General features: G+C 70.9%; 13 protein-coding genes. 5 read left to right on the top strand and 8 right to left on the bottom strand.

Features of this window, described 5'->3' with window-relative positions; all coding sequences use genetic code 11:
* Positions 1 to 3 precede the first annotated feature (3 nt).
* Positions 4 to 219 carry a DUF397 domain-containing protein gene (locus GXP74_RS03435; protein ID WP_182449930.1) on the bottom strand — a complete coding sequence of 72 codons (216 nt, stop codon included), beginning with the start codon at positions 217 to 219 and terminating at the stop codon, positions 4 to 6.
* Positions 216 to 1,049, bottom strand: coding sequence for a helix-turn-helix transcriptional regulator (locus GXP74_RS03430; protein ID WP_182449929.1), 834 nt, complete (start codon positions 1,047 to 1,049; stop codon positions 216 to 218). The genes GXP74_RS03435 and GXP74_RS03430 overlap by 4 nt, the downstream gene beginning before the upstream one ends.
* A gap of 215 nt (positions 1,050 to 1,264) precedes the next feature.
* On the opposite strand from GXP74_RS03430, the gene GXP74_RS03425 reads away from it, so the two are divergent.
* Together GXP74_RS03425 and GXP74_RS03420 are read left to right on the top strand one after the other, a co-directional pair.
* The gene (locus GXP74_RS03425; RefSeq protein ID WP_182449928.1) at positions 1,265 to 1,432 is read left to right on the top strand and encodes a hypothetical protein; all 168 of its coding nucleotides are present in this window, start codon (positions 1,265 to 1,267) and stop codon (positions 1,430 to 1,432) included.
* Position 1,433: 1 nt separating this feature from the next.
* A complete protein-coding gene (locus tag GXP74_RS03420) occupies positions 1,434 to 1,694 on the top strand; it encodes a helix-turn-helix domain-containing protein (RefSeq protein ID WP_182449927.1) in 261 nt (86 codons plus the stop codon).
* Positions 1,695 to 1,753: 59 nt separating this feature from the next.
* Here the strand turns inward: GXP74_RS03420 and GXP74_RS03415 are convergent, their stop codons facing one another.
* From GXP74_RS03415 to GXP74_RS03400, 4 genes are all read right to left on the bottom strand, one after another.
* Positions 1,754 to 3,085 carry an RNA polymerase sigma factor gene (locus GXP74_RS03415; RefSeq protein WP_225447690.1) on the bottom strand — a complete coding sequence of 444 codons (1,332 nt, stop codon included), beginning with the start codon at positions 3,083 to 3,085 and terminating at the stop codon, positions 1,754 to 1,756.
* Complete coding sequence (locus tag GXP74_RS03410; protein ID WP_182449926.1) at positions 3,058 to 3,477, bottom strand: YciI family protein; 420 nt, start codon at positions 3,475 to 3,477, stop codon at positions 3,058 to 3,060. The genes GXP74_RS03415 and GXP74_RS03410 overlap by 28 nt, the downstream gene beginning before the upstream one ends.
* A 169-nt stretch (positions 3,478 to 3,646) precedes the next feature.
* Entirely contained in the window at positions 3,647 to 4,333 is a 687-nt protein-coding gene (locus tag GXP74_RS03405; protein WP_182449925.1) for an ABC transporter ATP-binding protein, read from the bottom strand.
* Positions 4,334 to 4,365: 32 nt separating this feature from the next.
* A complete protein-coding gene (locus tag GXP74_RS03400; RefSeq protein WP_182449924.1) occupies positions 4,366 to 5,862 on the bottom strand; it encodes an ABC transporter permease in 1,497 nt (498 codons plus the stop codon).
* A 616-nt stretch (positions 5,863 to 6,478) separates the two neighbouring features.
* On the opposite strand from GXP74_RS03400, the gene GXP74_RS03395 reads away from it, so the two are divergent.
* The 3 genes from GXP74_RS03395 (at position 6,479) to aspS (ending at position 10,595) form a co-directional block, all read left to right on the top strand.
* Complete coding sequence (locus tag GXP74_RS03395) at positions 6,479 to 8,278, top strand: DEAD/DEAH box helicase (protein WP_225447689.1); 1,800 nt, start codon at positions 6,479 to 6,481, stop codon at positions 8,276 to 8,278.
* A gap of 3 nt (positions 8,279 to 8,281) precedes the next feature.
* Entirely contained in the window at positions 8,282 to 9,172 is an 891-nt protein-coding gene (locus GXP74_RS40060) for a hypothetical protein (protein ID WP_225448764.1), read from the top strand.
* 100 nt (positions 9,173 to 9,272) lie between these two features.
* Positions 9,273 to 10,595: an aspartate--tRNA(Asn) ligase gene (gene aspS, locus GXP74_RS03385; protein WP_182449923.1), complete on the top strand. Its 1,323-nt coding sequence runs from the start codon at positions 9,273 to 9,275 to the stop codon at positions 10,593 to 10,595.
* Between the two features lie 70 nt (positions 10,596 to 10,665).
* Here the strand turns inward: aspS and GXP74_RS03380 are convergent, their stop codons facing one another.
* Positions 10,666 to 11,475 (bottom strand): ABC transporter permease, encoded by an 810-nt coding sequence (locus GXP74_RS03380; protein WP_225447688.1) that lies wholly within the window; start codon positions 11,473 to 11,475, stop codon positions 10,666 to 10,668.
* A gap of 35 nt (positions 11,476 to 11,510) precedes the next feature.
* Positions 11,511 to 12,287 carry an ABC transporter permease gene (locus tag GXP74_RS03375; protein ID WP_182449922.1) on the bottom strand — a complete coding sequence of 259 codons (777 nt, stop codon included), beginning with the start codon at positions 12,285 to 12,287 and terminating at the stop codon, positions 11,511 to 11,513.
* Positions 12,288 to 12,293 lie beyond the last annotated feature (6 nt).

Genomic DNA, 12,293 nt, shown 5'->3' with positions numbered 1-12,293 from the left:
GGCTCAGCAGGCGGGGAACTCGCCCGACTTGACCGCCTGGACGAAGGCGATGAAGGCGTCCGCCCCGAAGACCAGGGCGGGGCCCTCGGGGTCCTTGCTGTCACGCACGGGAACGGCACCCGGGAGGAAGCCAGGGGCAGCTTCGATGCACGCACCACCGTTGTTGCTGTAGCTGGACTTGAACCAGGGAGCGCCGGACAGGTCGAGTTGGTCGGTCATGAGGAGCACAAGTCCTTCCGTGCATCTTTGATCATGGCGAGGGAATCAGCCTGGGACAGCGCTTCAACCTGAAGCCAATCGTAGTCTCTCTCCCAGGCCGCGACCGTGTCGCTTTCCCGCTCAAGGTAGCCACGTTGCTGCGATTCCGAGTAGCCGAGGACAGTTCGATCCGGCATCGTCAGTAGCCATACGGGGAGCGTGAACGGGGCGCGCTCGCCAAGGTGGAACGGGGCCAACTGAACGATCACCTTCGGTCGTGTGGCCATCCGCTCCAAGTGTTGAAGCTGCCGCGTCATCGCCTCCCTGCCCCCGACCGGGCGACGTAGGCAACTCTCGTCCAGGACAGCATGGAAGAGAGGGGCGGGCGAGCGTTCCAGGAGTGCCTGTCGAGTAGTCAGGAAGGCGACCCGCTCGTCGGCCTGTTGTTGGGTGATGGCTCCGCGCCGTACCGCTGCGGCGGCCAAGGCCGTTGCGTAGTCCGGAGTTTGAAGCAAACCAGGGATGACCCCCATCTCAAAGGTCCGGATCTTCACCGCCTTCGCCTCCTGGGCAGCGAACTCCGGGAAGCCTTCGAGAAGCGCCGTGTGGCGCAGCCCCCACCACATCAGTTCGAGTGTGCCGCCGCTCTCCAGGGCGCTGTCGGCGCTGACCGAGATGTGAAGTGTTGCGGGGCGCTCCCCTCTTTCGAGGTACGACACGTACGTGGCGCTGAAGCCGATCAGCCTCCCGAGCTCCGGCTGTGTCAACGCCTTGGCCTTGCGTAACCTCCGCAGTTGCGCTCCGTACGCGGCAAGCGGGGAGGACGAAGGGTCAATATCCGTTTCCCTCAAGGTGCTTCACCCATTTCACATGGCGATTTTGTCCAGTGTCACTACCTTCCGGATCCTACGTCCACGGCGCGACCATGTGAATGCGGACAGTGAAGTCCGCACCTCAATGAGTAGTCGGAAGCGACCGAGGTAGCGATGGACGAACAGGTAGTAGAGGCGAATCAGGCCAACTGGTACACCGCTCCGGGCACGGGCGCCCCCTGGGGGTGCGCGCGGTGATCTACATGAGGGTCTACCGGGTGTCCGCCGATGGCGAGCGAACCGCCGTCTCGGGGCGGGTCGAGTACGAGCCGACGCGGCAGGACCCGCTGCCGGTCTCCTTCGGCATGCCCCCCTGCGAGTGCCCCCGGTGCCTGGCCCGGAACGAGCGGGTGGCGTCGTGACGTGGTCGGCGACGACGCGGGACGTCGGGCACCTGCGGAGCAGCGCGTGATGCCGATCAGGGACGGTGGCAAGCCGCTCCCGAAGTCCGGGCCGAAACGCGTCGCCCTCGCTGCCATGTTGGCCAGCGAGTACGAGGCACGCGCGAGCATCACGGAGCTGATGGCGCGCGGGGGATGCGACTACGACGAGCTCATGAAGATGCTGAAGGAAGCCGGCGTCAAGCGGCGCGAATCGGCCGCTGGCCACCAGCGGGCGCGGTGACGCGGTCTCCATGGGTGAGGTCCGCAGTGCCGTCCCGCCACCGGGACCGGTCGCGGGCCTCACGCCAACGCCGCCGCCTTCCGCAGCAGTACCGCCCGCTCCCGGGCGTTGCGGCACAGCCGGGCGGCCAGCTCCAGCTCGGCCCGGGCCTCGGCGGTCCGGCCGAGCCGGGCCAGCAGTTCGCCGCGCACGCTCGGGAGCAGGTACGACCCGGCCAGCCGACCGGAGACGGCCAGGTCGTCGACCAGTTCCAGCGCCTGCCCCGGCCCGCTCGCCATCGCCACCGCCACCGCCCGGTTGAGCTCCACCACCGGCGAGGGGGCGACCCGGCCGAGCGCCTCGTAGAGCAGCACCACCCGCTCCCAGTCGGTCTCCGCCACCGAGGGCGCGGTCGCGTGGCAGGCGGCGATCGCGGCCTGAAGCCCGTACGGTCCGAGGCCCCGCCCGACGGCGGCGGCCCGGCCGAGCACGGCCAGACCCCGGCGGATCGCCGCCCGGTCCCACCGGCGCCGGTCCTGGTCCTCCAACAGCACCGCCTCCCCGTCCGGCCCGGTGCGCGCCGGAAAGCGCGCGGCGGTGAGCTCGAACAGCGCGAGCAGCCCGTACACCTCCGGCTCGGCGGGCAGCAGGGCGGCCAGCATCCGGGCCAACCGGACGGCCTCGTAGGCGAGGTCGGGGCGCAGCAGGCCGTCCCCTTCGGTCGCCGTCGAGCCCTCGGTGAAGACCACGTACAGGACGCTCAGTACCCCGCCGAGCCGCTCCCGCCGCTCCTCGGCCGGTGGCAGCTCGAACGGCACCCGCGCGGCGGCGATCGTCTTCTTCGCGCGGGTGATCCGGGCCTGCACGGTCGGCGTGGGCACCAGGAACGCCCGGGCGATCTCCTCGCTGGACAGGCCGCCCACCACCCGCAGCGTGAGCGCCACCCGGGCCTCGGGCGAGAGCACCGGATGGCAGGCGGTGAACATCAGCGCGAGCACGTCGTCGTCGACCCGGTCGGGATCCCACGGCAGGTCCTCCGCCGGGGCGGACGCCCCCGCCGCGCCCGCGCTGAACTCGCCCTCCGCCAACTGACCGGCCAGCACGGCGTACCGCTCGTCCCGCGCCGACCGGCGGCGGAAGGCGTCGATCGCCCGCCGCCGCGCGGTCGCCAGCAGCCAGCCCACCGGACTGCTCGGCGCACCGTCGCGGGCCCAGGTGACCAGCGCCTCCGCCAGCGCCTCCTGCGCGACGTCCTCGGCCAGCCCGAAGTCGCCGGTGTAGCGGGCCAGCGCCCCGACGATCCGGGCGGACTCGATCCGCCAGACGGCCTCGACGGCCCGCCGCGCCGCGTCGGCGTTCGGCGGGCCGCCGACAGCCTCGGGCATCAGAGCTGGCCGGTCCGCTCGCGCCACGCCCGCTCCTTGATGATCCACTCGTTGTCCTGCGGGAACTCGTCGATCCCCGGCACCCGCCGGACCTCGCACTTCGACCCGGCGATGGCCGGGAGCCGCCGGGCCCACTCGACCGCCTCCTCCTTCGACGCGACGTCGATCAGGTAGAAGCCGCCGAACAGCTCCTTCGTCTCGCCGTAGGGGCCGTCGGTGACCACCGGCGTCTCCCCGCTGAAGTCGACCACCACGCCCTGTCCCGGATCGTCCAGCCCCTCGGCGGCGACCAGCACCCCCGCCCGGATCAGCTCCTCGTTGAAGCGGCCCACGGTCTCCAGCATCTCCTCGAAGGGGGTCTCCATCATCTTCGCCATGGACTCGTCCGTGCCCCGCATGATCAGCAGGTACTTCGCCATCGTCGGTCTCCTTGCTCCAGGGTCGCCGCTCGACCCTCTCTATCCCAGGTCGAACGGCGCGGCCGCGGATCGACACGACGGACGGGCCGAATCTCCGGCCCCCGCCCCCGCCAGAACGTCCCCGGCCCCCGGACGGGTTCCAGGGGCCGGGGACGTCGGCGAGGCGGGGCTAGGAGGCGCGCTGGGTCTCGCTCACGGTGACCCGGCCGTTGCGGATGGTGGCGAGGCGGGGGGCCCGGGCAGCGAGGGCGGTGTCGTGGGTGACCATGACGAAGGTCAGGCCGTGCTCCCGCTGGAGGGCGTCGAGCAGCACCATGATGTCGTCCCGGGTCTCCTCGTCCAGGTTGCCGGTGGGCTCGTCGGCCAGCAGCACCTTCGGCTGCTTGACCAGGGCCCGGGCGATCGCCACCCGCTGCTGCTGGCCGCCGGACAGCTCCGCCGGGACGTGTCCGAGCCGGTCGCCGAGGCCGACGGACTCCAGCGCCGCCGAGGCGCGCCGGGCCCGCTCGGCCTTGCCGGTGCCCAGCGGGACCAGCGCCGTCTCCACGTTCTCCTGCGCGTTCAGGGTGGGGATCAGGTTGAAGCTCTGGAAGACGAAGCCGATCAGCTCCGCCCTGACCTGGGTCAGCTCGGACTCGCTGATCCGGCCCAGGTCGTGGCCGGCCAGCTCGACGGTACCGGCCGTCGGGCGGTCGAGGCCGCCCAGCATCTGCAGCAGGGTCGACTTGCCGCCGCCGGTGGGACCCTGGATGACCAGGCGGCTGCCCTCGGGGATGTCCAGGTCGACGCCGTCGAGGGCGCGCACGGTCTGCTTGCCCCTGGTGTAGTGCTTCTGCACACCACTCAAGCGATACATGATGATTGACTCCTCGTCAGAATGGTTCGGGGCTATTCGACGCGGCGCAGCGAGTCCGCCGGGCGGAGCCGGGAGGCCCGCCAGCCGCCGAAGCCGCCGGCGACCAGGCCGCCCGCGACCGCGAGCGCCACGGCCAGGCCGATGGACGCCAGGGTGACCGGCGCGGTCAGGTGCACGGTGACGTCCTGGGCCGCCTGCGCGACATGCCCGCCGAACCCTCCGCCGCCACCCGGGGCGCCGCCACCCGGGCCACCGGACGCGGCGGCGCCCCCGGCGGAACCGCCCAGGGAGGCGCTCAGGCTCGGCGAGAAGGCGCTGATGGCCGCCGCCCCGGCGAGCCCCAGCCCGATCCCGAGGACGCCGCCGATCAGGCCGTTGACCACGGCCTCACCCATGACCTGGCCGATGACCCGGCTGCTGCGCCAGCCCAGGGCCTTCAGGGTGCCGAACTCGCGCACCCGGCGGTTGACCGCCGAGGAGGTCAGCAGCGAGGCGATCAGGAAGGCCGCGATCAGGACCATGATCGAGAGCCACTTGCCCAGGTTGTCGGCCAGGTTGGCGGCGGTGGACAGGGAGCCGGAGACGGTGGAGGCCATGTCCGCGGCGGTGGTCACGGTGGTGCCCGAGACCGCCTGCTGGACCTCGGACTTGACCGCCGCGATCTGCTGCGAGCTGGTCGCCTTGACGTAGACGGAGGTGACCTTGTCCGCCTGGCCGGAGAGGGTCTGCGCCTTGGTCAGCGGGATGTAGAGGTTGGCGGTGGAGGAGCCGCTGGCGGCGGTGGCGATGCCGATGACCTTGAAGCTGGAGCCGTCGATGGTGACGGTGCCGCCCACGCTCAGGCTCTTCGACTTGGCGTAGGAGGCGTCCGCGACCGCGACCAGGGAGTCGCTCTGGGCGCTGGTGAAGTTGACCCCGCTGGTGATCTCCAGACTGCTGATCGGTCCCAGGGTCAGGTTGGAGGTGTCGACGCCCTCGATGCTGAAGGTGTTGAGGCTGAAGTTGGCCGAACCGGACGGCGGGGTGCCGCCGCTGCCGCTGCCGCTCGGACGCTCACCCTGGCTGGAGCCAGGTCCACCGGTGCCGCCGGTGCTGCCCGTGCTGCCGGTACTGCCGCCCTGCAACTTGAAACTGCCGTCGAACTTGACGTCGTTGAGCGACAGCGAGCCGACCGCCGCCGACACGCCGCTCTGCCTGCCGATGGTCGCGAGTTGCGCCGAGGTCAGCGTGGCGCTGCCGGAGCTGATCGTGAGCCGGTCCGAGCTGCTGCTCTGGGTACCGGTCCCGGAGTGCTGGAAACCGAACTGCTGGCCGCCGCCGCCCTGACCGGCCGCGGCCTGCTTGGTCACGGTGACGTCGGTGCCCAGCCCGTAGAGCGAGTGGAGGACCTGGGACTGGGCGTTCTTCATCCCAGCGGAGACGGAGGTCACCGTGAGGACGAGCCCGATACCGAGAGCGAGGCCCATCGAGACGACCAGGGCCGCCTTCCGGCGGCGGCGCAGTTCGCGCCTGAGGTATGTGAAGAACATGGCCGGGACGCTAGGTACGCCGACTGAACGACCCATGAGCCTTCCGTGAGAGCGGACTCAACTGGGCATATGACGTAGCTGTGCATCTGGTCACGGACCGGCAACGCCGGTGCGCGGCGTTGACGACGGCGCGCGGGTATGCCCGCGACAGCCCCGGGAAAACGGAATCCGATTCACTCGCACTGAATTGACAGAGAGCACCGCAATATGCCCGCGAATACTCGCCAGGAAAACTCCCGGCATACCGGTGCGCAATTGACAGAAAGCCGGGCGGCATGCCCTCGGATTACCGTGGAAGGTCGGCGGATTGTTCACGGCCATTCAATTGACAGGTGTGCGGCGATGGCCTTACGGTCCCATTCATGACCACGTCCCCCACGCTGCCGGAGCCCCGGCAGCGGTTAGTCTCCGCCGCTCTCCCGTGCCGCTCGCTGCCGCCCCGGCCAGGCGGTACCACCCCGGGGACCGCCCTGGGGACCGCCCCGGGGACCGCCCCGGGGACCGCCCTGGGGACGCCGGGCGCCAATTCCCCGACCGCGGCCCCGGAATTGACCGGGGCCTTCGTATCGATTCCGCATTCCCGCGGCGCGCTGCTCCGCACCGGCGGCCACTGACCATGGAAATCGAACTGGACCCTGCCGACCTCGTACCCGACAGCCAGGCCACGTACCTGCCCGACCGCCATATGTTCGCCCTGTGGACCTGGTCCGGCCGCGCCGCGGGGGCGGCGCCACCGATCGGTGACGTCCAGAGCGTCGCCCTGGTCCTCCCGGACCCGGATCTCGGCGGCTTCGCGGTGTCCGAGGTCGACTGCGCGCTGGTCGAGCCGGACGGGCTCCCCGGCGCGCCGCTCGACTCCCCCGGCCAGTCGGTGGCGGCCTGGCGGACGCGGATCGCGGGCGGTGACCCGCCCCTGCCGATCGCCGCGCACGCCGTTCCCGATGCCACCGGTCTCGCCGTGATGTCGGCGCAGCACGCGGAGTCCGTCTTCCGGCACACCAGTGCCGTGGCAACCGAACTGCGCACGGCGCTGACCGCCACCCTGCGGCCGTACCAGGTGCGCGGCGTGAGCTGGCTGCGCGAGACGGTCGAGGCCCACGGCGGCGCGGTGCTCGCCGACGAAATGGGGCTCGGCAAGACCCTTCAGGCCATCGGCTACCTCGCCGGGCGGGCCGGGCAGGGGCCGCAACTGGTGGTGTGCCCGACGTCGCTGGTCGGGAACTGGGCCCACGAGATCGCCCGGTTCGCCCCCGACCTGCGGACGACGATCTGGCGGGGCGGCGCGTTGGAGGGGGTGGACAGCGGGACGGTGGTGCTCATCGGCTACCCGACGCTGCGCATCCACGGGCCCGCCGTGACCGGGCAGCGGTGGGTCACCGTGGTCTTCGACGAGGCGCAGGTGTTGAAGAACCCCCGTACCCAGGTGGCGAAGGCCGCCCGGAGCCTCGCCGCCGACGCACGGATCGCCTTGACCGGCACGCCTGTTGAGAACCACCTGGAGGAGCTCTGGGCGCTGCTCAATCTGGTCGCGCCGGAACTGTTCGGCCACAAGCCGCAGTTCCGGCGCCGCTTCGTCAAGCCGATCGCGGACGGCTCGCTCGCCGCCGCCGCCCGGCTGCGCGGGGCCATCGAGCCGATCGTGATGATGCGGAAGAAGTCCCAGGTCGCGCACTCGCTCCCGGCCAAGATCCACGCCGACCTGATCTGCGATCTCACCGAGGAACAGCAGCAGTTGTACGACCAGTTGCTGGACCAGGTGATCGACGACGGCTTCGGCAGCGGCGCGCAGCGGCAGACCAGGGTGCTGGCGGCGCTGACCGCGTTGAAGCAGGTCTGCAACCACCCGGGGCTGATCACCGGTGACCTGGACGAGTTGTCGGGACGGTCGGGGAAGCTCGACCTCTGCACCGACATCATCGCCAACAACCTCGACCTCGGCTCGCCCACGCTGGTCTTCACCCAGTACCGGCGCAGCGGTGAGCTGCTGGTGCGGCAGTGCGCCGAGCAGTTCGGGGTGTCCGTGCCGTTCTTCCACGGCGGCCTGAACCAGGAGCGGCGCGCCGACATCGTCCGCCGGTTCCAGGCCGACGACGGCCCGAAGGTGCTGGTGCTCAGCCTGAAGGCCGGGGGTACCGGGCTCACGCTCACCCGCGCGGCCGACGTCATCCACTTCGACCGGTGGTGGAATCCGGCCGTGGAGGCGCAGGCCTCCGACCGGGTCCACCGGATCGGTCAGACCCGTACGGTCACCGTCACCACGCTGACCACCGGGACCACCGTCGAGGAGCACATCGCGGCGATGCACTCGCGCAAGTCCGCGCTCTCCGACATCGCCGACATGTCCGGTGTCGCCGAACTGGCCCGCCTGGACGACGAGCGCCTCATTGCGATCCTGCGCCGGAAGCGAGACAGCTGACCCATGGCCGACAAGGACTTCGGTTTCACCTTGTGGGGGAAGGACTGGCTCCGGCTCGCCGAGTCGTTGCGGCAGACCCACCCCGATCCGCAACTGCCGCGCGCCCGCCGACTCGCACGCGACGGCGGGGTGGAGGTCACCGTCGACGCCGGGACCGTCCGCGCCGTGATGCGGCGCGGTCGCACCGTCTCGGTGGCGAACATCGAGGTCGAGCCCATGGCCCGGGAGACGATGGCCGAGATCTCCCGCCGGTTGTCCGGCGCGCGGCCCGCCCTCACCGACGAGCTGTACCGCGCGATCACCGAGGCGGGCCACCCGCCGGTACCGAGCCTCGTCGGCGTCGACTGCACCTGCGGCGCCGACACCCAGCGCTGCCTGCACGCGCTGGCCGCCTACTACGCGATGGCACGCCGCATCGACGACGACCCGCGGATCGCGCTCGACGTGCAGGGCTTCTTCCGTGCCCCGTCGGACAGCGGCGACCGGTCCGGCGCGACGGCCTCGCAGCGGTGGATCGCGCTCCGCGCCCTCGACCCGGCCGACTACTTCACCGTGCCCGAGCCGTGCAGATCCGCCAACTCGGCCGGCTACCCGATCGGGGTAGTCACCCGGGAGGGCCCGCTGCTCGGCAGGGTCGCCGCCGCACTCCCCGACGGACCGTCAGCACCGGTGCCGGGAGCGGTCCAAGGCCGCCCCCGCGCCTCGTTGCGGGCCGCTGCCGCGCCCTCTATTCTCAGGGGTAACACGACGAGGGAGACGAGTACCCGCGGGACCGTGCGAGCCGAGAGAACTGCCGGTAGCTGGAAAGGCAGTGTCGCACCCCGTGGCGAAGACACTCCTGAGTGCGGGGAGGAAATGCCCTGCCGGCCAGCCCCCGTGACCGGGCCCGAATGAGGCTGTCGCCCTCGGCGGCGGCGAAAGTGCGGTGGCACCGCGAGTTACCCTTCTCGCCCGCACTTCCAAGGGATCAGCCAACGTCCGTTGGAGGACTGCGATGATCCACCCCACACCACGTGTCCTGGTTGCCGACCTGCGTCCGCGCGTGGGCGAGACGGTCTCCGTCAGCGGCTGGGTCAACACCCTGCGGCTGCAACGGAAGATGCAGTTCGTCCTGGTCCGCGACCACACCGGCACCACGCAGGTGACCCACCGGCGCGGTGGTCCCGACGACCCGCTGGAGAGCGTGATCGAGAGCCTCACGGTCGAGTCCGCCGTCCGGATCACCGGCCGGGTCGTGGACAACCCCGTGGTCAACCTGGGCGGCCTGGAGATCGTCCCGGAGACCGTCGAGGTGCTGAACCGGGCCGAACCGCTGCTGCCCATCGACGAGCACTCGGGACCGGAGCACCGGCTCGACTGGCGCTTCCTGGACGTGCGCAAGCGTGCGGCCGCGCAACTGGTGTTCGCGGTGCAGACCACCGCCGAACGGGCGATGCGCGAGTTCGCCTACGGCGAGGGTTGCACCGAGATGCACACGCCCAAGCTGATGGGCACCGCCTCGGAGTCCGGGGCGGAGGTGTTCCGGCTCGGCTACTTCGACCGCAGCGCCTACCTGGCCCAGTCACCGCAGTTCTACAAGCAGATGGCGATCGCCGCCGGTATCGACCGGGTCTTCGAGGTCGGCCCGGTGTTCCGGGCGGAGCCCTCGTTCACCTCGCGCCACGCCACCGAGTTCACCGGTGTCGACGTGGAACTCGCCTGGATCGACGGCGTCGAGGACGTGATGGCGTTCGAGGAGCGGATGCTCGCCCACGCGCTCGCCGAGGTGGCGCGGGTCCACGGCCCGGCGATCGAGGAGCACTTCGGCCAGCCGGTGGTGGTGCCCGAACTGCCTTTCCCCCGGGTCACCATGGCCGAGGCCCAGCGACTGCTGCGGGCCGGGGGCTGGGACCCGGCGGGCGTCAAGGAGGACCTGGACCCCGAGGGCGAGCGCGCGCTCGCGGCCCTGGTGAAGGAGCGGAGCGGGCACGAGTTCGTGTTCGTCACCCACTACCCGGTCGGCATCCGGCCGTTCTACCACATGCGGTCGGCCGAGCAGCCGGAGCTGACCCTGAGCTTCGACCTGCTGTGGAAGGGCCTGGAGATCACCACCGGCGCGCAGCGCGAGCACCGGTACGACGTGCTGCTCAAGCAGGCCGCCGACAAGGGCATGGGCACCGAGTCGCTTCAGGACTACCTGAACTGCTTCCGCTACGGCTGCCCGCCGCACGGCGGCCTGGGGATGGGGCTGGGCCGGGTGCTGATGGTCATGCTCGGGCTGGACTCGATCCGCGACGCGACCTTCCTCTTCCGTGGGCCCAACCGGCTCACCCCCTGACCGCACGGAACCGACCCGCGCTCCCGGCTGTCGCCGGATCGGGAGCGCGGGTCGGTTCCGGCCGGGCCGGTCAGTGCAGCAGCATCAGGGTCAGCCTGCGGCGGGCCACGGCGAGCCCGAGCAACCCCATCAGCACCAGGTAGGCGGCCGGGACCAGCAGCGAGGGGCCGACCTGGCCCAGGGCCGGCTCCCGGATCAACTGGATGCTCTGGTACAGCGGCAGGCACTCCACCACGATCTGCACGGCGCGGGGGTAGACGCCCAAGGGGTAGAAGGTCGTGGCGAAGAGGAACATCGGCAGCATCACTAGTTGCACGTACTGGAAGTCCTGCCAGCCGCGCAGGTAGGTGGTCACCGCCAGGCCCACCGAGGCGAAGCCGAAGCCGACCAGTGCGGCGCCCGGCACGGCCAGGAGTATCCACGGTGACCGCACCAGTCCGAACGCGGCGGTCACGGCCATGAAGCCGGTGGTGGTGAGCGTGCCGCGGAGCAGGGCCCAGCAGACCTCGCCCAGGGCGAGGTCCTGCACGCTCATGGGCGTGGACAGGACCGAGTCGTAGATGCGGTCCACCTTCAGTTTGCGCAGCAGGTTGAACGTGGTCTCGTTCATCGCCCCGTTCATCGCCGCCGTGGCCAGCAGGGCCGGGGCGACGAAGGCGCTGTAGCCGACGCCGGAGGGGCCGAGACCGGCGACGTGTCCGACCAGCGCCCCGATGCCGACCCCCACCGAGAGCAGGTAGAGCACGGGTTCGAAGATCTCGGCCACCAGCACCATGGGGGTGTGCCGGTAGATCACCAGGTGCCGCTCCACCAGGTGGAACGCCCGGGGCGGACGCAACCGCGAGGGTGCGGCGGCGGTGTCGGGAACGGTCAGGGTCATCGACTTCTCCATCATCTCCGGACGGTTCCGGTCCGTCAGCCGTGCAGCGCACGGCGGTAGGTGACCCGGGCGGCGGCGATCCCGGCCGCCACCAGCGCGAGCAGGTAGCCCAGGTGGATCGCGGTGGTGCCCGGTGTCGCGGTGCCCAGGCTGAGCGTCCGGCACAGGTCCACGCCGTGCCACAACGGGGTGATCCAGGCCAGGTCCCGCAGCCAGGAGGGCAGTTGCCGGATCGAGAAGAACGTGCCGGAGAGCATGTAGAGCGGCATCAGGATGAAGCGGAAGCACATGTCCAGGGCCGTGGGCCGGCGCACCGCGACGGCCCACGCCGCCATCGGCGCGGCGAAGGCGGTCCCGGTGAGGACGGCTCCGAGCAGCAGCCCGAGCGCATCCAGCGGTGAGTGGACCAGCCGGAACGCCGCCATCACCAGGACGAAGGCGAGCGAGCTGATGACGACGCGGAACACCATGAAGAGCAGGTGGCCGAGGTAGATCTGGAACGGCGTCATCGGCGTGGCCGCCGCCGCCAGGTAGTTCCTCCGCCCGTGGACGGCCTGGTAGACCGGACCGGCCGACTCCACGATCGCGGTCTGCATCGACGCGGCCGCCAGCAGTCCCGGTGCCAGGAAGGTGACGTAGGGGACCCCGTGCAGGACGGCCGGGGCGTTGCGGTTCACCAGGACGCCCAGGCCGCTGCCGAAGGCGAGCAGGAACAGCAGCGGGTTGGCCACGCTGACCACGACCGTGCCGCGCCAGGTACGCCGGTAGTGCGCCATGCAGTAGCTGAACTCACGCAGGGCCAAGGTTGCCATGGCGTC

It is taken from the genome of Streptacidiphilus sp. P02-A3a (assembly GCF_014084105.1).
Lineage (GTDB): Bacteria > Actinomycetota > Actinomycetes > Streptomycetales > Streptomycetaceae > Streptacidiphilus.
Note: the sequence above shows the minus strand (reverse complement) of the source record. Positions and strands in the feature narration are given on the sequence as shown.